This is a genomic window from Pseudomonas sp. 10C3 (assembly GCF_036346185.1).
Taxonomy (GTDB): Bacteria; Pseudomonadota; Gammaproteobacteria; order Pseudomonadales; family Pseudomonadaceae; genus Aquipseudomonas.
This window is the reverse complement of the sequence record NZ_JASJVE010000004.1, coordinates 36,092-58,169: the sequence shown is the minus strand read 5'-3', so window position 1 is coordinate 58,169 and position 22,078 is coordinate 36,092. Positions and strand designations below refer to the sequence as shown.

Genomic DNA, 22,078 nt, shown 5'->3' with positions numbered 1-22,078 from the left:
CTCTTACTCCTCTGCGCCGGCAGCCGAATGCATTTTCATGTCCATGCCCGTCATTTCTGGTGCATCGTCCGCCTTGTGGTGCATCCCCTTGGCCTTGTTCATCCCTTCATATTTATCAATGATGGTCTGGAACAGGTTGGGCTGAACGCTGGCGAAGTACTCAACAGGGTTTTTCACGCTAGGCTTGGCCAACTGATTGAATTCAGCGATTTCAAGCGGGTGTGGTGCTTTTTTGGCTGCTGCGACCCAAGCATCGAAGTCCGCTTGCGACGTGGCATAGGCCTTGAATTTCTGGTCCGAGAAGCCTTCGCCGCTCAAGTTGGCCGCCATGCCGTCGTACACATGCTCTTCGTTGGAGATCAAGTGCAGCTTGGTTTCCATACCGGCCATGGCATAGATCTGACCGCCAAGGCCCGGGATGAAGAACGAGTTCATGGTGGAGTCGGATGTGATCCTGAAGTTAACCGGGACATTGGCCGGGAACTTGATCTCATTGACCGTGGCGATACCCAGTTCCGGGTAGATGAACAACCACTTCCAGTCCATTGCGACGACTTCAATGACCACCGGTTTGACGTTGGAGTCCAACGGTTTGTAGGGGTCAAGTTCGTGACTCGATTTCCAGATCAGGATACCCAGCGCGATCACGATCAAGGTTGGAACGCCCCACACCACGGCTTCAATCTTGCCGGAGTGAGCCCAGTTCGGCGCGTAGGTCGCCTTGGTGTTCGAAGCGCGGTATTTCCAGGCGAAGGCGAACGTCATGATGATCACCGGAACAACCACCAGCAGCATCAGCAGCGTCGCGGTGATGATCAGATTTTTCTCGTCGATGCCTATCTGCCCTTTTGGATCGAGCAGGGCCATGTTGCAACCACCCAGCGCAAGCATGCTCAAAAGGGCCAACGAGCCAAACAATCTGGGGTACCTTTTTCTACTCATCTCACGACCTCTAAAGCTGCGCACGCAATGCACATAGGTTTCGACCGCCAACACTTCACCCTGCCAGGTGTTGGCATGTTTTTTTGATTGAATAAGGGCCTGCCAGAAAAGCTCGAGAGCTGGGCGGCAAATCCAGAATTGTCTGTGGTTTCTTATTGAACTGGTGTGGCAACGGCCTGGTTAGCAGACCAATTCCATTTGGTGCGGATTTTTTGAAAGGGTGTCAGTCCCTGAAATCGTATCGGCGTGATCTACATAGAGTGCGTAGAGACGCTTTCGACCTCGTTTCTTGTCAATTGCAAAGCGGTGCTGACTGATAAGTGTTAGCGATTGTAGATATGTAACCATTTGTTGACTATGACTTATTCTGCAACAGTTATTCTCATATTCAGCAATGATCAGCCAGCAAGGACATTATCGGGGCTGAAAAAAAGCCCTACTTTCCGTAGGAAAACAGGGCTTTTGCGGTGTCCAACTGAATTCAGCGGGCGGTGCGACGATTACGCATGATCCCCAGCGGTACCAATATCACTGTCAGAACGAAGGCAGCCAAAGCCCACTGCGCCAGCGACAAACCGAGGATAGGTGGGTACGGCGTGGTGCAGAAGCCATCGACCTGGAAGCCCAACGGGAACCAGGACGCCAGCGGCAGACCGTCGACGATAGGCTGCAATACATCCAGACCGCAGCTCTCGTTCGGATTCGCCAGGATGTAGACATGACGGCCGGCAGCGACGATGCCGCCAATCGCACTGAGCACGGTCAGCCCCTCGAACACCGTAGTACTGCGTCTGCCCGGCATCGCGGCACCAATGAAGGCGAAGATGGCGATAAACAGCAAGGCATAACGCTGAAGAATGCACAGCGGGCATGGCGCCTCGTCCAATACCACTTGCATGTAAAGCGCGCCTCCGATCAACGTGAGGCAGATCACCCCGAGCAAGACCAGAAAGCGCTTTTCGCGTCTTAGGTACATCGTGCTGTCGCTCATTCCCTTACCTTTTGAAATGGTGTGACCCGGAGTGTAAATGCACAACGGTCTGATCGCCCGCGATAATCGTGGGCAGAGGTTACCAACTCAAGTGAAAAACCGCTGTACGGAACAATTCAGGCGCCCGATGGCGATGGATCTGACACACCGCGTCAAACCCTTCGCGAACGCTGACTACCTATCCTGTCTTGTCACATTGCTTACAAAAACAGCTGCCGACCTCATGATCACTCAGATGCTTCATTCTTACCCAAGCATTGAGTAATCAAGCGACAAGCTCAATGCATGTGTTTTTTGGGTTTTCAAACAAAATCATCCCGATAAGTCAGTTGTCTATTCGGTGATCTTTCGTTCTGTATAAAGGATAATAACTGAATCCAAGGCATCGAGAATAGTCCGACTATTTTGGGTCTCGAGTGCGGCATCCAGGACCTTCATGTACCCGACCAATTCCATGTGCTTATTCTTGGCGAACCCAGGCTGGACTTCTTGATCCTCAAACCGCAAAACATAGGTACTGCAGTACTCTTTTATGAAAAAGCAAACTGAAGCTTGATCAGGCCGCAGATAAATAATTTCCTCACATTGGTTCATCGCAAGCTTGAATGAATCAGTTCCTGAGTGGGAATTAGAGAATAGCTGAAAAACTTCATTGAAATTCATATTAATATCTCGCATCCTTGACGATTGTTCTGAAGAGTATCTTAGCAGGGGCAGACCATGTTCACATTGAACACTCTGATTCTAATCATTATTTGAGGAGCATCGAAAATAGCCACTTCTTTCAGCTGTTTGTGTATCACTAAACATTAAGCACTCTGTTATCAACATTTTAGAGTTAGCCCTCATTGAATAACTGGTCAGTTTCTCGGCTTTTTAGAGGTTGTTCTCCACATTGTAGGCGAGCCTTTTCTATAGGCACCATCACATGCCATCGTGCCCCCCGTACCTTTCACCGCATGTTCTGATCCATTTCCATCAGGATGCATCGCTGCGGGTTTATTTACGCTTACTTGCGTACTCCGCATCGGGTATCTCTTTCTGGAACTCAACTACTTAGTCCGTGGAACTTGGATATCTCACCAGAACTTGAAGTCATATTCAGAGTTTTTTTCCTAGGCTAACGCGTTCACCAAATAGTTTCAATGGGTACATGCTTCCTCCAAAAAATGCTTTGAACACTTGATTGTTAACGCCTCAACGCTGACCGCCTTCAATTGAAGCCTGAATGGAAACTATCGATGAATGTGACGACTGAAATATGCGTTGTTAAGTGTGGTAATGTAGGACGCTTCACGGGCGATGTCGTAATAATTAAGCATTCAGGTTTTCAGGTCAAGAAGTTTTATGAGACCCGCGGCTTTAATATAATGTTACAGATTTTAATTTGTGAGCACCTTCATGACCGAAAAACCTCGTTATCAATAGATACAGCCGTTTTTTTTGCGGAATGAACGCGGGGATGTTTGTATTGTTAGTCGGTAGGTTTCAAAACGGTTTCCAGTTCATTGTTCCGCCCTTTGTCCTGTGGTAACAATAGAATCGTTGCCAGCATGGCCAGAACGTAAATAGATGCCAACAGTGCAATCGCGGCGGAAAAGGAATAGCTGTAGGCAATCGCGCCGACTATCAAAGGACCGAAGCCTCCCACACCGCGTCCTATATTGAAGAGTACATTCTGAGCGGTCGCTCTTGCTTGGGGAGGATAGAGTTCAGAAATCAAAGCTCCGTAACCACCGATCATTCCATTCACAAACACACCCATGACTGCTCCGGTGAGCAGCATGCTCAAGGGATCCTCTAGGCGGGCATAAAAGAGAACCATGACTGCCGCGCCGGCTTGGTACACAAGAAAGATTCGCCACCGGCCATATTTGTCGGCTAGTTGACCAAAGATCCAAATGCCAATTGCCATGCCTGCAACGGTCACTGCCGTCCAGGTCCCGGACTGCATCAAAGAGAAGCCGAACCGTTCGGAGAGGTAACTTGGCATCCAGATCATGAGCCCGTAGTAACCGAAATTCTGCACTGAAGTCAGTACTGTTACTCCAATGCTTGCCTTCAGGGTGTGGCGGTCTTTGATTAACTCTCCAAATCGACGAGCGAAAGATAATGGCTCCTTTGCAGAACGTATGAACTCTTCCGGTTCCCCCATGGCATGACGAATTACAAGCGATACCAGCGCCGGCGCCAAACCCACCAGGAACATTCCTCGCCAGCCTATATGAGGAAGAAGAACGGGCGTTATCAGAGCAGCCGCCAAAACACCGGCCTGCCAGCCCAACGCTACATATGAAGAGGCGCGATTGCGTTTACTGGCAGGCCAGGTTTCAGCAATAAGCGCCATTCCGATGCCAAACTCGCCCCCCAGGCCGAAGCCCGCAAGGGTGCGGTAGATCAGAAGGTCCCAATATCCCTGAGCAACGGCACACAACCCAGTGAATATAGAAAACGTCAGGATGCACAAACTCAGAACCCTGATTCGACCAAAACGGTCGCTCAACTGACCGAAGAATAGCCCCCCAGCCACAGCCCCCAGTAAAGTCCAAGTCACAAGCGAGCCTGCCTGAGAGATGTTCAACTGCAGGGAGAGACTGATTGCGGGCAGCATGAATCCAAGGATCAATAGGTCAAACCCGTCCATCGCATAGCCGCTAACGCTGGCTATCAAAGCTTTAACGGGGGATTCGGCGGATTGAATTTTTTTGGGTAGCTGTGGATCTTTCACGGTTTGTTCTCCAAACAAGCTGTCGGCATCTGAATAGTTATGACGTGGACGTCGGCGCGTATGAGGCAGCGCGTTTATTTCTGTCTAATTTTTGATACAGGCGGGACCGCCCCCCCCTCATGCACTGGTGAGCATCGCTGACGTCGCTCCTGTGTTGCGTAAGCGAAGAACAATAGAGGGTGAAAGTCATGCTCGCTTAGCTAGCGAACCCATTGCCTATAGAATCTTCGTGGTACACGCTCAAGGCGGATCGCCTCAAGACGGACCTTGCTTTAAAATTACCTGATAGGCCGGATGTCTAAATATTGATACAGTGGGTAAGTCGAAACCGGCATACCATTTCGCTGGATGTGGCCGCGGGGCAAAGCATCATGTCTATTAACCACACTGATTGGTGTCTTCAGGAAGCCGCGCAAGTGAGTCAAATTGATTACATAGCAATAGGCGAACGTCTCAGGGCTTATCGAATAGGTCGGCAACTGAATGCGGACCAGATCGCGGAAAAGCTGCAAATTTCGCGTGCCGCCGTCTACAGATTAGAGCTTGGAAAAATTTTCAAACTGGAAACCCTAGAGAGACTAGCGGTGCTTTTGGATGTGTCATTTTCTAGCCTTATAGGTTCGGATACTGAGTATTTCGACAATGCGCTGGGCTATTTCGAACGTATGCGTCAGTTGGAAGCCAAGTCAACTCGCATCCTTTCGTACTTTGACCCATTTTCCTACCTACTGACCTCACCAGCATACAACGACCAGTTTGTCACCATGCTTGGCGAGTCCAGGCCAAAGGATTTCACCGATGAGGACGGTCTCAAGCAAATACTGATATTGAGCATTTTGAATGAGCGGAAAGAGACATTCTTGAAGCACAAATTCAAGGTCAGGCAAATTATCAGCCTCAGGCAAATAGAACGCTTTCTTCATATCGGCTTGGTGGGGCGTTTAGATCTGCCGCCAAGCGTAAGAATGGAGCGTGCCCTGCTTGCTCGACGGGAGGTCGAGCATCTAATTGATCTCATCGGTGCTGAATCCAATATTGAAATATTTGTTATAGATGACAGCTTGCCCAGTACCACTTTCCAGATTTTCGAACAGCCCCACGCGTCTTACGTAGCCGTTAGCCCTTACCGTCTAGGAGAGTTACCGAATATCGACACTGGCATTGCAAGTGTCGCTTCCGCCCCGGAAGTTGTTGACATGTATAAAAAAATGACATTAGGCCTCCTTGATCGAGCTAGTTCAGGGAACAGCGCAAGGCAATTGCTAATAGATCTGCTTGCCAAGCTCTAATCACTTGCCATACCACTATATGGATGATGGCGCCGTCCTGACCGAGCGCTCCAAAAAGCCCAGTCCCCATAGGGAGCTATACTATAGATGCAACCGAAGTCTTAGTGACGCCAACAATAAAACGGCAAACTCGCTTGAAATCTTCCGTTCTTTCAATATTGTCCGGTGCTTGACGAAAAGCATCGACTGGACCGAAGCACATCACGGGCTTTGAGAACCGGACAGCAAGCTCCAGTTCATTGAGCGTACCTAGCCCCCCTGGCAGCGCGATCACCACATCACTCGTCAAGATGTTCACATAGTTGCGGCTAAGCGCCGCGACTGGCGTGTTGGAGTCATACCTCGGTAATGGTGTGACGATAGTGATGTCAACAAAGGGATTTGGATATTCAGCCAATGGCACGAATCCGCAGGATTGGTCTGGTTGAGTCGGAACTATGCCAATAGAGCGCCCTAGGCGAGGCGATGTTTGCCTGAATGCGCGGCAGGTAGCAAGCATCGAGCCACTCCCCCCGCCGGTCACTAAGTCATATCCATTCTCTGCAAGCCACTGACCAAGCGGATTGGCAAGCTCGATCCACTCTGTTGTGCCCGACCCCATCACGCCCACTACCGGCATTTTATGCCTCCTTTAAAAATAGAAAATAACGCATTGCACAGCTGCAGGTTATATCAATTTTGATACGAAATCTGCCGTTTTTTTGATAAGCGCCGATATTCTGGTGAATTTTAACGCTTGAATGGATATTTCTCTCCTGATAGTCTAAAAAAATAGACAAATTGACATCCCAAAATCAATCACCTTTAGGCCGTCTACGCACCAGGCCGTCCAGGTTCAAATCACGAGAAAAGGAAAATCTGATGCTCGATCAAGCAACCAATGAAATGCTGACACGTATAGGTCCCAACACCCCATGCGGTGACCTTATGCGTAGGTATTGGCATCCTCTAGGTTTCTCTTCTGAATTGAATGAAGCGAGGCAGACAAAGAAGGTTAGGTTGTTGGGGGAGGACCTGATCCTGGCACGAACTGAAGAAGGCAAGCTGCTGCTGGTTCAGGAGCGCTGCCCTCATCGTGGAGCTTCGTTGCTATATGGTTTCGTAGAAGGGGAGTCAATCCGCTGTGCTTATCACGGCTGGCGATACAATCGAGCAGGAGAATGCGTAGAGCGGCCCTTTGAATCAGAAAAGGCCAACCGCGCCTGTAAAAAGCTGATTCAAAGCTATGCGACCGAGGAGTGCGGTGGATTAATCTTCGCCTATTTAGGGCCTGAGGTGGATAAGCCTGCCTTTCCAAACTGGGACATCCTTACCCGAAACGATGGGGTTCGCCATTTTGAGACTCAAGATGATCTCGCCTGTAACTGGCTACAGGTTCAAGAGAACGCAGTAGATGTCACTCATACTTTTTATACCCATTCCAAATATTTTGAGCATTTGGGGATAGCGGATAACTCAGGATTCAACAAGCCTTTTAAGCGTTTTGGCTTTCAACGGTTTGACTGGGGCATCGTGAAAAGCTGGGAGTATGAAGGGTTTGGTCGGGGATGGGGCAACCTGATGGTATTTCCCAACATGCTGCGGATCATGACCGAAATGCACTGGCGCGTGCCCGTTGACGATACGACAACGCGCATCTTCTGGGTTTCTTTTTTACCCTCAAAGAGTTTGGCAGATAATCAGGCTGTGCTTCCTCCAAAAATTATTACCCAGCCTTCCAGGATGGATGATCAAGGCCGCTACACCATGGATACATTCATGAGTCAGGATGCCATGGTCGTTGAAACTCAGGGGGCTATCCTGGATCGCACGAACGAGCTCCTTGGCGCCTCGGATCGTGGCGTTGTCATGTTCCGAAAGTTGCTTAAAGAACAAATTGAGATTGTTCAGGCGGGTGGCCGTCCAATAGCCAATATTTACGGGGACTGTCCGAAAGTCACCGATCTTCGCCAATGGATGGGAGGCTATCTGCCGATGAGTTGCCAACCCGATCCAAGTTTTGTGCAGAAAAAGGCGTTCGAGGATATTTTCGATCACGCTCATGAGGAGTACGAAATCCCAGCAAGCTCTCCCGTTGCACGATCGTAATGCCACGGTGCCGACGAATCGTTAGGCGCATTTGATTGAGTAAAAGGGGTGGGTATGACGAAGAAAGGCTTTACGACAATGCTGGGATTAAGTGGAGGCGTCGCGGTCTTATTATCGTTGGTCTTGTCTGGGCAAATGAATGCAATGAATGCGCGCATTATAGGCATCGTATTTGTGAGCATTCTATTATGGGCGACATCTATTATTCCCGGTTTCTTGGTGTCACTTTTGTTTTTCCTCATGGCCGTCACGATGACTGAGGTGCCGACGTCAGAAATCTTCTCCGGCTTTGCTTCAAGTGCCTTCTGGCTAGTATTCAGCGGTATGGTAATAGGATTCGCATTAAAAGAAAGCGGATTGAGTCAACGAATAGGGATACTGTTGGCGCAAACAATTGGCGGTTCTTACCTGCGGGCTCTGTTTGTTTTTGCTACTGTGGCATTCATTTTGTCCTTGGTGATGCCGTCGACGTTCGGTCGAATCGCAATCTTAGTTCCTCTCGCCCTAGGTTATTGTGACGCAGCCGGTCTTGATAAGAGCCGTAAAGGGCGAAGTGGCATTTTATTGCTAGTCGTCGTAGGTTCATATGCGCTCGCTGCAGCTGTTTTGCCCGCAAACTTACCAAACTTGATTATGGCAGGTACGCTGGAAGAGACAGAAGATATAACGCTTGGTTATTCCGAGTATCTATTCTATTTCTTTCCGGCTGGCGTATTGATCCGTGGAGGCGTACTAATTGCAGTCTCATATTTTTTCTTCCATGACAGAATAGAGGTAATCGACCGGTTCGCCCCGCTGAGTCCCTGGTCCGGAGAAGAGAAATGCACTCTGGGCTTGATTTCTTTGATGCTTTTTTTGTGGTTTACCGACGCGATGCATCATATCGCTCCGGGCTGGATTGGACTTGGGTTTGTCATTGTTTACTTTTTGACATCTACTTCTGAAAAACTAGATAAATTCATAACGACATTAAAAATAGATTTGCTATGGTTCATTGCGGCTGTTATTGGCTTGGCAGCATTGGTTGGACATCTCGATAGCTCGCCTCCAGAAATCATTACGAACGTGTCTCTGAAAGACCCAATGCTGGCCTATACATTTATGACGGGATTGTCGGTACTACTTAGCTCACTGGTAACATCAAATGCCGCACCTGCCTTATTTGTTCCAATGGCAAGTTCCATTCTACATGACAGTGCCATTTTGAAAATGGGAATGCTCTCTCAGGTGATGGGCTATTCCACAACACTTCTTCCCTACCAGTCGCCCCCCGTGGCTTTTGGTATCGATATATCACGGATACACCGCGCGGACGCTCTTAGATACTGTCTCTTGACGGGATTCTTTGGACTCGTGTTTGTTATCCCTGCCAACGCACTTTGGTGGAAATTAATAGGGTTTCTTTAATCTCAAGGTAATAAATATGACTCAGTCTACTATGTCGGTGCGTGTAATATCCCGCCAAGATGAAGCGAGCGACGTGGTGTCCTGGCGCCTTGTGGCAGAGGAAACTTCATTATCCCTGCCTCGTTTCGAAGCAGGCGCACATGTCGACGTGTATATTTGCGATGGACTCATCCGCAAATACTCATTGTGCAATGACCCTGGTGAAGAAGGCGTTTATGAAATCGCCGTTAAGCGAGATCCGGTATCCCGCGGCGGCTCGGCTCGATTGCATGCGAACCTGCATGTCGGAAATTCAATCAAGATAAGCCAGCCGCTCAACCATTTCTCTATTGATGAAACTGCAGAGCGCGTTGTATTAATCGCGGCCGGGATCGGAGTAACGCCACTGCTCGCAATGTGTCATAGCCTGCATCAATCGAGCAAGATATTCGAACTCCACTATTTTGCTCGATCACCGGGGGCCGCCGCGTATGCGGCCAGGCTGAAAAATTGCAATTTTTCGTCACAAGTCCACTTCTATTTTGGACTTAATCCTTCCGCGACGCTTTTAGCGCTGCAGGATATACTTCTCGCCACCTCTGATACTCCACACGTGTACTTTTGCGGCCCTGCGCCCTTTATGGCGTCCGTGAAGTTATTAGCTAGTCAGTGCCTACCTCCATCCCACATCCATTATGAATATTTTTCGCCTGCTTCGACGAACCCTTGCTTAACAACGAGTCATTCGAAGTCGTTCTCGCTCGTACAGGTATTACGTTGATAGTCCCCTCCAACAAGTCGATTACGGATATTCTATTTGAGAACGCTATCGAGATTGAAACATCCTGTGAGGCTGGAGTCTGCGGAGCATGCGTCATAACGGTACTGGATGGAGTGCCACACCACCGCGACGAAGTACTAAGCACCGAAGACAGGGCGATGAACAATAAAATGCTCCCCTGTGTTTCAAGGTGTATGGGCCCTTGGCTCACCTTGGATCTGTAATCCCATCATCCATTGTGTGGAGTTTATAGTGTTCGCCTGAACTTTGAGTTCCAACGCACGCTCGGCCGTCTGCTGAAAATGCAGCCCCGCGAAAGCATATCGCGGCCACATAAGCCTTAAATTTCCGGGGTGTCAGGCATGCCCTATCGAAACATTCGCGAATAAATTCCGACAGGGATCTGCAAAAGGCCTGTGAAGGTCGTGTGAATACCTCCGCAAATATGAATATGGGACCTTGGGCAGGGAATTTATTCTCGAATGCTGCATGTCATGCGGACCGAATAGACCCTGCGAAGCGCGGACAAAAAAATGCCGCCAGCCCCTGACAGAGGCTGACGGCATTTTTTATCGCGCCGGGTTTATTCGAGCACGGAAGCCGGGCCAAAGAACTCGTAGCGACTTTGCTTCTCGGGTACGCCGGCTGCTTTCAGCTGGCGTTTGACCACTGCCATAAACCCTTTTGGACCCAGGAAGTAGGCATCCAGATCCCGATCTTCGGGCAACCACTGTTCCAGCTGCTGCTGATCAAGCAGGCCAACCGCATCCGCCGCAGGGCTCACGCCATCGTCTTCGGCGTAGCAATAGAAGTGCTTGAGCTGCGGGTGACGACCGGCCAGACCATCGACCCAATCGCGAAACGCATGCACCGCGCCATTACGCGCGCAATGGATAAAGTGCACGGGACGCGAGGTTTCCAGCGCGGTCTCAAGCATCGCCAATGTCGGCGTGATGCCAACGCCGCCGCTGATCAGCACCAGCGGCTTTTGGCTCTCAGTCAGGGTGAACTCGCCCGACGGTGTGAACAACTGGAGGCTATCGCCAATCTGCAGTTGGTCATGCAGGTAGTTGGACACCACGCCATTGGGTTCGCGCTTGACGCTGATGCGGTATTGGTTGCCGCCGGCCACTGCCGAGAGCGAATAGTTGCGGCGCATTTCTTCGCCACCGATGAACAACTGCAAACCAATGTATTGACCCGCGGTAAACCCGAGAATCGGCCCATCATCCGCAGGTTGCAGATAGAAAGAAGTGATCTCGGCACTTTCATCCACCCGGTTTACCAGCTTGAACTCACGCGCACCGCGCCAGCCGCCAACGGCTTCGGCTTTTTCGTCGTAGATCGCGCCCTCGGCACCGATCAGAATATCGGCCAGTTGCTGATACGCATGGGTCCAGGCTTGCAATACTTCGTCAGTGGCAATGTCGCGTCCCAGCACTTCGGCGATGGCGCGGATCAGGCAGGAGCCGACGATAGGGTAATGCTCAGGCAGGATTTGCAGAGCGACGTGCTTGTTGATGATTTTCGCCACCAGATCGCCCAACTGCTCCAGTTCGTCGATGTGCCGTGCGTACATCAGTACACCGTTGGCCAGCGCGCGGGGCTGATCACCGCTGGCCTGATGCGCCTGGTTAAACAGCGGGCGCACCTCTGGGTATTCCTCGAGCATCATTTTGTAGAAATGAGTGGTCAGCGCTTCTCCACCGCTTTCAAGCAGGGGCACGGTGGATTTGACGATGGCACGATCTTGAGCGTTCAACACGATTGGACTCCTGAGCCGCAAGGCTTCTAGCTAATTGCCGCTTACACATCAGGATTCGTGCCAGCTATTTTTATAATAAAAATCAATAGCTTGAAAATATTAAGTCAAAATGACACATGATAAATAATAGTCAATAAGACTCCTTTGCGTCCTTATGACTACCAAAACACAACGCTGCCTTGCGCTGATTTTGCCGACAGCATCATTGATCGGCTTGACTGTTTACTGCCCTGAGGCACAAATACCCTAAAGCGAAACCTTTGCAAGTCGATAACCCGGCATCGAAAGCTGTTTGCCACTCTTGTAGCGACGCCTTTAATTTTCAGAAGGTTGATATGTCCTCAAATAATGCCCGCGCTGACTCCCTGTCACTCCTGCTGTTTACGTTGCGCAGCGGCAAGCTGATGGCCATCAACTTGCTCAAGGTCAGCGAGATCATCCCCTGCCCTGCCCTGACCCGCTTGCCCGAATCCCATCCTCACGTCAAAGGTATCGCCGTCCTGCGCGGCGCATCGTTGTCGGTGATCGACCTGAGTCGGGCCATTGGTGAACAACCGCTGCTCGACCCTTCGGGTGGCTGCTTGATCGTCACGGATGTCAGCCGTTCCAAACAGGGCCTGCACGTGCAGGCAGTGAGTAAGATCGTGCATTGCCTGACCACGGACATCCGACCTCCACCCTTCGCCTCTGGTAACAGGTCATTTATCACGGGTGTGACTCAGGTCGACGGCGTGCTGGTACAGGTGCTGGATATCGAAAAAGTCATCCACGGCATCGCCCCGGCGAGGATCATCGCCGACGAGCCTGCGCACCTGAGCGAAGAAGACGCCCAGGTACTGGCCAAAGCCAAGATCCTCGTGGTCGATGACAGCCAGGTCGCCTTGCAGCAATCGCTGATCACCCTGCGCAATCTTGGCATTCATTGCCACACCGCCCGTAGCGCCAAAGAAGCCATCGACCGCCTGCTCGAACTGCAAGGCACGGAGGAGCAGATCAACGTAGTGGTATCCGACATTGAAATGTCGGAAATGGACGGCTATGCCTTTACCCGTACCCTGCGTGAAACACCTGACTTCAAGGACCTGTACGTCCTGCTGCACACCTCTCTGGACAGCAAGATGAACAGCGAAAAAGCCAAGGCTGCAGGAGCAAATGCCGTGCTGACTAAATTCTCTTCACCCGAGTTGACCAAATGTTTGATTCAGGCAGCCCGTACGGTCGAGGCCCAGGGCATTTAATACAGACCCCCCAGCCAGAGGATTCGACGGCTTGGTGCTGGCTGATGCGCCGCGATCTGCTTCAGACCATCGCCCCCACAGCATGGCCTGCCGCACTTAGCCTTCTCGAGTTCAGCCCTGAACTCGCGCCACAAGTGCACGCATTATTGGTACTCGGTTACCAGCAAGGCGAAGGCAGCGTGCCGGACTATGAGGACTGGCACAAAGCGTTCGCCACCGACCCCGAGTTCGACCCGTCACTGTGTTTTATCGCTGCTGATGAATACGGTGTAGTAGGCGTTGTACAGTGCTGGACCAGTGCCTTTATCAAAGATCTGGTGGTGGATCCACGCGCCCGCCGCCAAGGCTTCGCACGTGCCCTGCTGAACCATGCATTCGAGGCTTTCCGCGTGCGGGGTGAAGCGTGCGTCGACCTCAAGGTGATGGACAATAACCATGACGCTCGGCGCCTGTATGAAACATCAGGTATGCGTTACGTCCAGCGCTTTACTGTCGACTAAGGCCGCCTCGCAACGGCGTCTGCCATAATCCGACCTTTGGAAGCACCACTCGGAAGAAGCCTGATATGAAAGCATCCACTGCGCTGTGCATTGCCCTTGCGGTTGCTGCAACCCATGCCAATGCGTCCAGCAGCCAGGCCTGGAGCGACCTGGACAAAGCCGTCATCGCCAGTTGCATAAACGCCAGTCAGCTTAAAGAGGTAAAACCGGCCGGCACCGCAGCCTTGTTCGATGACCGCGTCGGGTACAGCGCACTCCTGCTCAAAGGCCGCTACCCGCAGGCGCACATGAAGAACAAAACCGGCACCGAGCTGTGCCTGTACCAACGTCAAACCCAAAAAGCCACCGTGACCGAGTGGGATGAAATGACCACGTTGCCGAAAAAATAGACGCTTGGCAGTGGCGCACAATTTGCTTCGACACTTGTCCCCGGCGGTGACCGCGCCTGCAAATTGTCACCGTCAACGCGCGTCTTTTCTGGTCTTTTACGTCAATGAACACACCGTTTTCATGCGTAGGTTGTGGCAAGTGTTGCACCGATCATCACGTTCCCCTGACGCTGTCCGAGGCGAGCCAATGGGCGGCTGACGGCGGCGCGGTGATCATCCTCGTAGAGGGTTTCCTCGAAGACGGTTATGGCGTGCCTGAGTTGCAACGCACGCATGCCCAACGTCGTTCATGCCGGGTGCCCAGCGGCACAGCGCAGGTGTATGTCGCCATTACCTTCGCGGCTTATAACGTCGGGCCTTGTCGGAATCTTGACGCAGAAAACCTGTGCCGTATCTATGAACGACGTCCCTTGGTCTGTCGGATTTACCCGATGGAGATCAACCCGCACATCCCCCTGCGACCTGAAGCAAAAGGTTGTCCGCCGAATGCATGGGAGCACGGGCCGGACTTGATCGTCGGTGGCAACCTGGTCGATACCCAACTGACGGCACTGATCGAACAATCGCGCCAGGCGGATCGCGATGAGGTCGCCGCCAAAGATGCTATCTGTAAACTGCTGGGGATCCGCACCACCGCCCTCAAAGGTGACGGTTTTACCGCGTACCTGCCGGACATGCAGGCCTTTGCGGCCGCCACGCAACAGATCGCCGACAGCGGCACGTTACCTGCGCTGTCCGTCGAACCGGGTTGGGGTTTTCACGTATCGGGCGCGGAGATTGCCAATACGCTGCAACAGGCCGGCGCTCAGGTGGTGAGCGCCGATCCGCTGGACTATGCCTTCATTTCTTTTGCATAACGCCCGGCGAGGCTGGGCAGGCCTGAAAATCAGCGTTTGCCCATGGTCTTGCGTGTGCCGTGAGGCGCGACACCGGGGACTTTGTTATGACTGGCTTTGCCCGACTTCTTGTAATACAGCGAGTCTTGGGTCTTGGCCTGCAACAACTCGCCCGGTTTGAATGGAAAGCTGAACGCAGGAATGGCGGCTTTTTTATCGGTGGTTTCAGCACCCGGCTCGACGACTGTCACCTCTTCGGTGACGACGGCTTCAGGAGCTGGCGTGTGTTCGGGGGTAGTCATGGAAGCTCCAAAAGTATCGAGTCAGTCATCTGGCGAAAATGGGCAGTCGCCCAAGGCCCGGCAGCATACCTGAATCACAGGCGGCCTGCCGCCATCACCACTCACCTCCTATCGCCTGCTATTTGTAAAACAGATCAATGATGACTTCGGCCTCGAAGGCGCCTGCTTTGGGTGTTTGGCTTTGCCAGACCAGTTCGGCCTCGAAATCGGCCTTCGCCGACTGACTCGTCCCGAGCAGATCCGCCAGATGGAAGGACTGGTTGTAAGGCAACGTCGCGCCATCGCGGCCATTGATGATGCGGATACCGACGCCGTCGTTGGCCGTGGGAATCAGTAAATCGCCAGACAGCACACCTGACACCGGCTTGAATCGCGCATCGAGGCTGAACGGAGTGTCACAGGTGCGGCTGGTCACCAGTGAAAACGGACGTCGATCAATGACCCGCCCCACCGCTACCTCCTTAATCCCTATCGAGCCAAACTCGACGGTCTCCGGGGTGACCTGCAGCTCGGCATCGCAGGCAATGAAACGCAGGCCGGTCAGGTTATTGATGACGTAGCTCAGGCTGTAGCCGGGCAACGGGTTCAAGCCTGCCGCACTGTCGAGTTGGAACATCCGATAGTCCAGCAGATGACTGGCCACCCCCGACGGTGGCGTCGGACCGAACTTTTGCACGAACACCGAGAACACCAGATTGAAGGTGATGCGCGGACATGCAGCCATATTCGCGTCACTTTCATGACAAACAGGCAGACTCTGGCCTGTGCCTATCCGGCCGCTGTTCTGCAGATAATCGATACCGTCGACGGTCAAACCCGCGCGAATACCTTGGCCAATCGGCACGTTATCCGGGTTCAGATAAATGAACACTTCCTCCTGCTGCTCTTGCAGACCGTCCTTGAAGCATTCGACCTGAGCATTGAACCGATCCGAGCGCCAGACGATTGTTCCCTCGGGCGACGCGGCAGGAATGGCAACAGTGCTGCCCAGATCGCCATTGATCACCGCAGCGCCTGCACCCTGCTCCTTGCAGACCAAGGCAAAACACGTCGCCGGGGCCAGTAGCAGTACCAGCAGTAGACATCGAATCCAGCGAATATCGATCATGGTTGTAAGCCTTTTAAGTGGGTAATGCCTGGCAGCAACCTGGCCTTGAACGGTAAACGTCCGTCAATTTCGGCGCGGTAACTGCGCTGGCCGCCATAATCAGTAAGGGCCTTGAAGGACATGTATTGCCATTGGCTGTCAGCGGGCTCGGCGGCGCTCAGGGGTAAGATTCGGGTGGTCCCCGGCAGCAGCAACAGGTAGTCGCTGACGTCATGTTTTCCAGCGCGGCCCTCGAGCTGCAGGTCCTGCAGTGAGGCGTGGAAAGCAGACCGATTGCTGACCTGCAACGACATCCTGCCGTTCGCATCGCGGGTCAGCTGCCAGAGCAATTCCTGGGCGCTATCAGCCGGATCACCGGGCAAACCTGGCGGGCGATAAAACACGTTGATGCGCTGGCGAATGGCAATGCTCAGTGGGTTCTCACCTTCTGCGCGCCGAGGGATTTCCATCACGTACAGGTGCAACAGCGACTCCCGCCCCTGCGGCATACCGACGCCTTCATACAAGATGCGTAGCGCCTGTTTGCCGTTAACAGGCAGTTGTGACAGGTGAGGCGTCAGGGCAAACGGCAGATCATCAGGCACGCCATCGCCCTCATTCGCGGCGCTGCTCAACCACGCCTGGAGCAGCACCTCGCGAGGGCTCCGGTTGATCACTTCGATACTGACTTCGCGAAAAGCCCCGTCAAAGATCAACCGCGTTCCGGTAAGGGACACCGCAGCCTGCACGCTGGCACTGGCGACCCCCATCAGTAGCAACATAAGGCTGATCAGCCTCTGACCGAGTCGTTTCGACAGACTCATTGGCAGGTCACCTTCAGTCGTTCATAGGCACGTAACGGGTCCTTTGGCGGCAGGCTATAGGGCACCCGGCAGCCTTGATCGGACCACTTCACTCGCAGTACGCCTTGATCTTGACCGGTCAACACCAACGCGCGACTGGTGGGGTCGACCACCGCCAAAGACTTGCCGTGCTCGTCCTCTACGCTAGCGCCCAACGGCACCTTACTGCCATCAGTGCGCACCAGTTCGAATTGCACACGGCGACCGATCGACGCGGCAAAGTGCACGACACTCACGGCGCCGCGACGTGGCACCACCTGGACGATTGCGTTATCCACCTCGACGTCCGCCCCCAACTGGCGAGTGTCCAGACTGACCCAATTGGTTCGGTAAGGCTGGGCGTAAGGCAACACCGCGTAACCGTTGTCCGAAGTCTCGACGTTGCTGTAGTTGGTCAGTTTTGCACCGCTGACGTTTGGCACCTCGACCAGGGCGAAGGTTTCACCCAAAGGCTGTCCGAAGTTCACCCCGCCGCCGTGAGCAACCAGCGACCCTGATGCACCCACGCTAAAAGCATCGTAATCGCGACCCTGGCTGTACCCGGCCTCAAAGCGACCGTAGGGCGTGGTGGTGTTAAGTTTGCCGGATCCGAAAGTGCCGGAGCCGCTGTCGCGCCCGCTCTGTAGCGAATAAAAAGCATTTCGATTGTCCAGCACCTGGCCGCTGAGACCGGCCTGGGCGTTGTAGTCTCCTTGGCTGTCGCGCACCAGATTGAACGATGTCCGGGACGCGCTTGAGCTTGAGCCCAACGGTACTGTCAGGCTCAGGGAAAGCCGATGATCGGTGTTGGCCTGCCCGTCACCGTCCAATTGCTGGTTACGCTCGATCGACAGACTGTAACTGACAGTTTTCCATGCGCTGTTGTAGGACAGGTACAACTGACGAGTTTTACCCGGCAGGTTCCAGTAACGCTGATCGCTGGCGGTCAGGCTCAACGAACCGGATTGCTCCGGCAGCGACTGCGTGACATTGAGCTCTACCCGATCCTTTGCCCGGCCGGTGACCGTTCGAGCGATGCGCCCATCGAGTTCCTCTACGTGCTCCTGCAGCGTGCGGTATTGCTCGGTGGAATAGCGATAACCCGCGACGGCTAAGGTGGTGTTCGTCACATCGAGGGTGTTGGCATAGCGCAACCGCACGCTTTGGCCCTGGCTAGTCTTGCTCACACGCGCCTGGCTGATCGACTGCGTCACGTCGGCCGAAAAAGCCCCCAAGCCGGTGTTGACCCCCGCCCCGACATTCGCCGCCTGATAATCCTCGGCCCATTGCAGTCCACCGAACCCGGTCAACCGTTCGGATAGACCATAAACCAGGGTGCCACTGGTGAATGTCGGCGAGGACTGTTGATCGGCATTGCTGTCGTATCGACCGGCGGCGAGGCTGTAGCGGAACGCACCGTTGGGCACCATGATCGGCAACGAGGTAAATGCCTGCGTAAAGGTGCGCGTGCGCCCATCCGCCTCCACCACCGTGACCAACAGATCTCCATTGGAGCCACTGGGGTAGATATCGGTAATCTCGAACGGCCCCGGAGAAACGTTGCTGCTGTACAGCAGAAAGCCGTTCTGGCGAACTTCAACCGTGGCATTGGTCTCGGCAATACCGCGAATCGTCGGAGCGTAGACCCGCTCGCTGTCAGGCAGCATGCCGTCATCGGAGGCGATTTCGGCGCCGCTGAACCGCACACTGTCAAAAATCAGCGAGTTTGAGTAGATCTCACCGAGTGTCAGTTGCCCCTTGAGCCGCGTCAGGTCACGTTGGGCGAACGTGCGGTTGCTGCTGAAGCGATAAGGCTGATTGCCGCCGTAGGTCAGCGACGACTCGTTGCGCAGGCGCCAGGCGCCCAGGTTCAGGCCATTTCGCAGGCCCAGGTAATACTGATCCGTGCGTTCTTGCTGATTGTGCCGACGGGCGCCGTTGAAGCTGTAATTGATGAAGGCGGCGGTCTCGCCTTCAGTCCAGAGTTCGGGTGACACGTAACCTCGAGCACTACGGGCCATGGCGGTCTGCGGCACGCTGACATTCAGGCGCAGGCTATTGGGCTGGTAGTCGACCCGAGCAAATTCGACCTGTGCCGCCAGGTCAAAACAAGCACTCGGTTGCAAATCAACCGCCAGGCTTGCGTCGTTGTGCAAGCGCTCCATGTCCAGTCCAAATGCCCGGAGCATCTCCAACGTCAGGCAGGGTTCGATCAAGCCTGAGGCCGTATTTTGGGTAAACCTGACATCATTGCGTCCACTCAGGACCCGGTTGACGTACACATCCACCCGGTAGACGCCTGGCAAAACACTGTTGCCCCGCAAAAATTCCTTGAGGTCGGCGGGTTCATCGGTGCCCTGGATAAAGGCCGTATTGAATTCCACTGGGGAACCCTTTGCGGCGTCGCCGGATTGATCTGGCGCCGCCATGGCCTGCATCGACAACGCCATACCAACACCCATGGCGAGCGTACTGAGCCTGAACGATGCGCGCACATAAAACCTCGGGAGGCTTTTATTGGTGCGCAGGAGATCACCTGAAAAAAATCCCTGGGTACTTCGGTTGAGCCGTTCCATTTGCTGTTATCACTCAATCCTTGGAGTACAGTCGCACCGGAGAATCCTTTCGCGCAGGCGCAAAACTGCCGAGTCAACGCAGAGGCCGTCACTCGGATTGCTCGATGAATAAAAAATTCTGGAGGAGTCGTTACCTGACGCCGGTATCGGTCTTGGCGACCTTGACCGCGTTGATCGACTCGCGCGCGGTCAGCGTGGCCCTATAGGGCACCTGCCCACCGAAGTCATTGATGCTGATAAAACTCAGGCTCAAGGGACGACCGCTTGCCCGCCTGACAAGCGGCACGTTCAAGGATTGATTCGGCGCCAGCATCTGGCTGTCCTTTTTCATCACGTGAGTTGTACCGTCCCGAACCTCAATCCTGACCATGGACACGTAATAGGGTCCAGGATTGCTCACCTGCAACACGTCATCCTCCAGCAGACGCCATTGAAGTTTTTCCGGCGCCTGGGCTGGCTCCACCTCCAACCCCTGAGGCCGAAAAAACACCTTGATGCGCTGGCGGATCGCGATCTGCAAAGCGTTCTTTGCCGCGGCCTGAGGAATTTCCTGCACGTTGAGCCAAAACACCGACTCGCGGTCCATCGGCATGTCCACGCCGGCATACATGATGCGCAGCAGTTGCTTGCCGTCGCCCGGCATGCGAGCCAGGGCCGGGATAATCACAAACGGCAAATCGACAGTGCCCCCGGCGTCAGACTCAAGCCAGGACTGCAGGAGAATTTCTCCGCCGCCGCTGTTGTGTACGCCGAAACTGACCTCTTTGTCTTTTGCCGGATAAATAACACGAGTGGTATTGAGCACGATGCCTGCCTGGGCACCTGCGCTCAGGATCATTACCAGCGAAAGGCAGGCATAACGAATGGAGGGAGAAAACATGATGGCATTCACCTTGAGCTGAGGTGCGACGGGGCGACTGCAGCTCACCCCGTCAGCGGTTTTACTCGTAGTCCAGCACGAAAGGCATGAATCCATCGGCGTTGCCCGGGTTGGTCGGCGTGCCGTTAAGCACGTAGACCGCGCCAAAATTCAACTCGGCTGTCGCGCCACCCGCGCCATCCTTGATCAGCGGTTTGTCGATCGTCTCGGTGCCACTCAAGTCCATGATCTGGGATTGGGCGTTGAGCAGGCCGATACCGACACCGTCTGCGGCACCCGTAGTACGCAACAGCTTGGGGTCATTGTTATCCAGGCCGCTGCCGGAGCGTGCGACGAAGCGCATTTTCACGGTGTTGTATTGATCGACGCCAGCGCTGCAATTGACCAGCAGCTGGACAGGTGTAGCGGTTTCCAGCTTGCTCGCGCTCGATGAGCCTATATCAGAGAATGAAACGTTGCCCAAATCGACGTTGATATCTCCATTAGGGCCGGCACCGACCCCGGCGCCCGGCCCGACGTTACAAGAAATGTTGGTCAGCGTGCCGTTGAACACCAACTTCCCGTTATTTGCAGCATTGGCGGTACCGACCGCACCTAAACCCATTGCACCCAGTACAGCCAATGTGAGAGAGATTTTTTTCATGCTAACGACATTCCTTGCGTTCGTTCGTATATGCCCATCATTGGACGAAAAGAACTATAACGATACGAAGCATTGTTGAATGTCAGGATAAACATATTACGCATATGGATTTGGCAACAGGACAAGTAGGTACTTTCTGCGGGAATATTCCTTATTAGTGATCGGCACCCGGAAACAGGGGCTTTCATCGAAAACAGCAAAAGCAAAGTGTCAGCACAGTTAGGGTTTACACAGTATCGATACAGTGACTGTATTGACACTACTGATAGGTCAACGTAACCACCCCCGCCCTGGACTTCTTGTCCGGAGCCCCCCCTGTACCACTCGCCGCTTCCGAGGAAGAAAGTACCGTAAACACGGCACTGAAAGGAATGACATCAGCGCTGCAGGCATTCCGATACGTGTCCACGGCAAGGGTGATTTCCGATGAGACCTGAATCTGCTGCGAGGCTTTAAAATAGGAGCTGTCAGACCGTGTCTGAACGGCACATCCCGTATTGACCACCTGCCCGTTGAAATGAATAACGCCACCGTTGGCTGATGCCACGACGCTGAAGGTGAACACCACGATCGAAAACAATACACCACTGACCGAGTTGCCGTTCATTGCAGTACTCCGTGCGGCGTCTCACCTCAACAAACAACGCTGAAAAAAGGGGTTCACCCGAAAATTCAAAACGACAAGTAAGAACTTTCCCTGGCTATCTTTCACCAACCTTTCAGCCGATCATATCAAACATGCACCTGATGCCTTTTCTTTATTATCGTCAACCTTCGTTTTTTCTTTAATAGACCGCCCGCACGCGCCGAACTGA

At 53.3% G+C, this 22,078-nt stretch carries 21 protein-coding genes and 1 pseudogene; 10 read left to right on the top strand and 12 right to left on the bottom strand.

Going from position 1 to position 22,078, the window contains the following annotated elements:
- Positions 1-3: 3 nt before the first annotated feature.
- The 3 genes from cyoA to QN399_RS05045 all read right to left on the bottom strand — a co-directional run bounded on the left by cyoA (position 4) and on the right by QN399_RS05045 (position 4,661).
- Complete coding sequence (gene cyoA, locus QN399_RS05055) at positions 4-942, bottom strand: ubiquinol oxidase subunit II (protein WP_323565746.1); 939 nt, start codon at positions 940-942, stop codon at positions 4-6.
- A gap of 481 nt (positions 943-1,423) precedes the next feature.
- Positions 1,424-1,933: a disulfide bond formation protein B gene (locus QN399_RS05050; protein WP_322178092.1), complete on the bottom strand. Its 510-nt coding sequence runs from the start codon at positions 1,931-1,933 to the stop codon at positions 1,424-1,426.
- Between the two features lie 1,474 nt (positions 1,934-3,407).
- Positions 3,408-4,661, bottom strand: coding sequence for an MFS transporter (locus QN399_RS05045; protein WP_323565747.1), 1,254 nt, complete (start codon positions 4,659-4,661; stop codon positions 3,408-3,410).
- Positions 4,662-5,032: 371 nt separating this feature from the next.
- Between QN399_RS05045 and QN399_RS05040 the strand changes: the two genes are divergently transcribed.
- Positions 5,033-5,950 (top strand): helix-turn-helix transcriptional regulator, encoded by a 918-nt coding sequence (locus tag QN399_RS05040; RefSeq protein ID WP_322178090.1) that lies wholly within the window; start codon positions 5,033-5,035, stop codon positions 5,948-5,950.
- Between the two features lie 76 nt (positions 5,951-6,026).
- Here the strand turns inward: QN399_RS05040 and QN399_RS05035 are convergent, their stop codons facing one another.
- Positions 6,027-6,569 carry a hypothetical protein gene (locus QN399_RS05035; protein ID WP_322178089.1) on the bottom strand — a complete coding sequence of 181 codons (543 nt, stop codon included), beginning with the start codon at positions 6,567-6,569 and terminating at the stop codon, positions 6,027-6,029.
- 242 nt (positions 6,570-6,811) lie between these two features.
- On the opposite strand from QN399_RS05035, the gene QN399_RS05030 reads away from it, so the two are divergent.
- From QN399_RS05030 to QN399_RS05015, 5 genes and pseudogenes are all read left to right on the top strand, one after another.
- Positions 6,812-8,038, top strand: coding sequence for an aromatic ring-hydroxylating dioxygenase subunit alpha (locus QN399_RS05030; RefSeq protein ID WP_322178088.1), 1,227 nt, complete (start codon positions 6,812-6,814; stop codon positions 8,036-8,038).
- A 54-nt stretch (positions 8,039-8,092) separates the two neighbouring features.
- Positions 8,093-9,445 carry an SLC13 family permease gene (locus QN399_RS05025; protein WP_322178087.1) on the top strand — a complete coding sequence of 451 codons (1,353 nt, stop codon included), beginning with the start codon at positions 8,093-8,095 and terminating at the stop codon, positions 9,443-9,445.
- 16 nt (positions 9,446-9,461) lie between these two features.
- On the top strand, positions 9,462-10,205 hold the full coding sequence (locus tag QN399_RS05020) for a ferredoxin reductase (protein WP_330200634.1): 744 nt from the start codon (positions 9,462-9,464) through the stop codon (positions 10,203-10,205).
- Complete coding sequence (locus QN399_RS26780; RefSeq protein WP_369125129.1) at positions 10,151-10,429, top strand: 2Fe-2S iron-sulfur cluster-binding protein; 279 nt, start codon at positions 10,151-10,153, stop codon at positions 10,427-10,429. Before QN399_RS05020 ends, QN399_RS26780 begins: the two co-directional genes overlap by 55 nt.
- 21 nt (positions 10,430-10,450) lie before the next feature.
- Positions 10,451-10,549, top strand: a pseudogene (locus QN399_RS05015) (hypothetical protein); the annotation flags it as partial.
- 239 nt (positions 10,550-10,788) lie between these two features.
- Here QN399_RS05015 and hmpA read toward each other — a convergent pair.
- Positions 10,789-11,970 (bottom strand): NO-inducible flavohemoprotein, encoded by a 1,182-nt coding sequence (hmpA, locus tag QN399_RS05010; RefSeq protein ID WP_322178085.1) that lies wholly within the window; start codon positions 11,968-11,970, stop codon positions 10,789-10,791.
- Between the two features lie 335 nt (positions 11,971-12,305).
- Here hmpA and QN399_RS05005 point away from each other — a divergent pair, with 335 nt between their 5' ends.
- From QN399_RS05005 to QN399_RS04990, 4 genes are all read left to right on the top strand, one after another.
- Positions 12,306-13,208 (top strand): chemotaxis protein, encoded by a 903-nt coding sequence (locus tag QN399_RS05005; protein ID WP_322178084.1) that lies wholly within the window; start codon positions 12,306-12,308, stop codon positions 13,206-13,208.
- Positions 13,209-13,252: 44 nt separating this feature from the next.
- Entirely contained in the window at positions 13,253-13,708 is a 456-nt protein-coding gene (locus tag QN399_RS05000) for a GNAT family N-acetyltransferase (RefSeq protein WP_330200633.1), read from the top strand.
- A 65-nt stretch (positions 13,709-13,773) separates the two neighbouring features.
- Entirely contained in the window at positions 13,774-14,097 is a 324-nt protein-coding gene (locus tag QN399_RS04995; protein ID WP_330200632.1) for a hypothetical protein, read from the top strand.
- Between the two features lie 104 nt (positions 14,098-14,201).
- A complete protein-coding gene (locus tag QN399_RS04990) occupies positions 14,202-14,954 on the top strand; it encodes a YkgJ family cysteine cluster protein (protein WP_322178081.1) in 753 nt (250 codons plus the stop codon).
- 29 nt (positions 14,955-14,983) lie between these two features.
- On the opposite strand, the gene QN399_RS04985 is transcribed toward QN399_RS04990, so the two are convergent.
- From QN399_RS04985 to QN399_RS04955, 7 genes are all read right to left on the bottom strand, one after another.
- On the bottom strand, positions 14,984-15,235 hold the full coding sequence (locus tag QN399_RS04985) for a hypothetical protein (protein ID WP_322178080.1): 252 nt from the start codon (positions 15,233-15,235) through the stop codon (positions 14,984-14,986).
- Positions 15,236-15,353: 118 nt separating this feature from the next.
- A complete protein-coding gene (locus tag QN399_RS04980; protein ID WP_330200631.1) occupies positions 15,354-16,343 on the bottom strand; it encodes a fimbrial protein in 990 nt (329 codons plus the stop codon).
- On the bottom strand, positions 16,340-17,146 hold the full coding sequence (locus tag QN399_RS04975) for a molecular chaperone (protein WP_330200630.1): 807 nt from the start codon (positions 17,144-17,146) through the stop codon (positions 16,340-16,342). The genes QN399_RS04980 and QN399_RS04975 overlap by 4 nt, the downstream gene beginning before the upstream one ends.
- Positions 17,143-19,602, bottom strand: a complete 2,460-nt coding sequence (locus tag QN399_RS04970) for a fimbria/pilus outer membrane usher protein (protein ID WP_330200683.1) — start codon at positions 19,600-19,602, stop codon at positions 17,143-17,145. Before QN399_RS04970 ends, QN399_RS04975 begins: the two co-directional genes overlap by 4 nt.
- Positions 19,603-19,870: 268 nt before the next feature.
- Positions 19,871-20,578 carry a molecular chaperone gene (locus tag QN399_RS04965; RefSeq protein WP_322183039.1) on the bottom strand — a complete coding sequence of 236 codons (708 nt, stop codon included), beginning with the start codon at positions 20,576-20,578 and terminating at the stop codon, positions 19,871-19,873.
- Positions 20,579-20,681: 103 nt separating this feature from the next.
- Positions 20,682-21,263: a fimbrial protein gene (locus QN399_RS04960; RefSeq protein ID WP_322178077.1), complete on the bottom strand. Its 582-nt coding sequence runs from the start codon at positions 21,261-21,263 to the stop codon at positions 20,682-20,684.
- A 259-nt stretch (positions 21,264-21,522) separates the two neighbouring features.
- The gene (locus QN399_RS04955) at positions 21,523-21,870 is read right to left on the bottom strand and encodes a hypothetical protein (protein ID WP_322215151.1); all 348 of its coding nucleotides are present in this window, start codon (positions 21,868-21,870) and stop codon (positions 21,523-21,525) included.
- Positions 21,871-22,078: the final 208 nt, after the last annotated feature.

What these genes read in the sequence shown, in the direction of transcription:
- cyoA (WP_323565746.1), bottom strand. Translation starts at nt 942, where the DNA reads ATGAGTAGAAAAAGGTACCCCAGATTGTTTGGCTCGTTGGCCCTTTTG.
- QN399_RS05050 (WP_322178092.1), bottom strand. Translation starts at nt 1,933, where the DNA reads ATGAGCGACAGCACGATGTACCTAAGACGCGAAAAGCGCTTTCTGGTC.
- QN399_RS05040 (WP_322178090.1), top strand. Translation starts at nt 5,033, where the DNA reads ATGTCTATTAACCACACTGATTGGTGTCTTCAGGAAGCCGCGCAAGTG.
- QN399_RS05035 (WP_322178089.1), bottom strand. Translation starts at nt 6,569, where the DNA reads ATGCCGGTAGTGGGCGTGATGGGGTCGGGCACAACAGAGTGGATCGAG.
- QN399_RS05030 (WP_322178088.1), top strand. Translation starts at nt 6,812, where the DNA reads ATGCTCGATCAAGCAACCAATGAAATGCTGACACGTATAGGTCCCAAC.
- QN399_RS05025 (WP_322178087.1), top strand. Translation starts at nt 8,093, where the DNA reads ATGACGAAGAAAGGCTTTACGACAATGCTGGGATTAAGTGGAGGCGTC.
- QN399_RS05020 (WP_330200634.1), top strand. Translation starts at nt 9,462, where the DNA reads ATGACTCAGTCTACTATGTCGGTGCGTGTAATATCCCGCCAAGATGAA.
- QN399_RS05005 (WP_322178084.1), top strand. Translation starts at nt 12,306, where the DNA reads ATGTCCTCAAATAATGCCCGCGCTGACTCCCTGTCACTCCTGCTGTTT.
- QN399_RS05000 (WP_330200633.1), top strand. Translation starts at nt 13,253, where the DNA reads ATGCGCCGCGATCTGCTTCAGACCATCGCCCCCACAGCATGGCCTGCC.
- QN399_RS04995 (WP_330200632.1), top strand. Translation starts at nt 13,774, where the DNA reads ATGAAAGCATCCACTGCGCTGTGCATTGCCCTTGCGGTTGCTGCAACC.
- QN399_RS04990 (WP_322178081.1), top strand. Translation starts at nt 14,202, where the DNA reads ATGAACACACCGTTTTCATGCGTAGGTTGTGGCAAGTGTTGCACCGAT.
- QN399_RS04985 (WP_322178080.1), bottom strand. Translation starts at nt 15,235, where the DNA reads ATGACTACCCCCGAACACACGCCAGCTCCTGAAGCCGTCGTCACCGAA.
- QN399_RS04980 (WP_330200631.1), bottom strand. Translation starts at nt 16,343, where the DNA reads ATGATCGATATTCGCTGGATTCGATGTCTACTGCTGGTACTGCTACTG.
- QN399_RS04975 (WP_330200630.1), bottom strand. Translation starts at nt 17,146, where the DNA reads ATGAGTCTGTCGAAACGACTCGGTCAGAGGCTGATCAGCCTTATGTTG.
- QN399_RS04970 (WP_330200683.1), bottom strand. Translation starts at nt 19,602, where the DNA reads ATGCAGGCCATGGCGGCGCCAGATCAATCCGGCGACGCCGCAAAGGGT.
- QN399_RS04965 (WP_322183039.1), bottom strand. Translation starts at nt 20,578, where the DNA reads ATGATCCTGAGCGCAGGTGCCCAGGCAGGCATCGTGCTCAATACCACT.
- QN399_RS04960 (WP_322178077.1), bottom strand. Translation starts at nt 21,263, where the DNA reads ATGAAAAAAATCTCTCTCACATTGGCTGTACTGGGTGCAATGGGTTTA.
- QN399_RS04955 (WP_322215151.1), bottom strand. Translation starts at nt 21,870, where the DNA reads ATGAACGGCAACTCGGTCAGTGGTGTATTGTTTTCGATCGTGGTGTTC.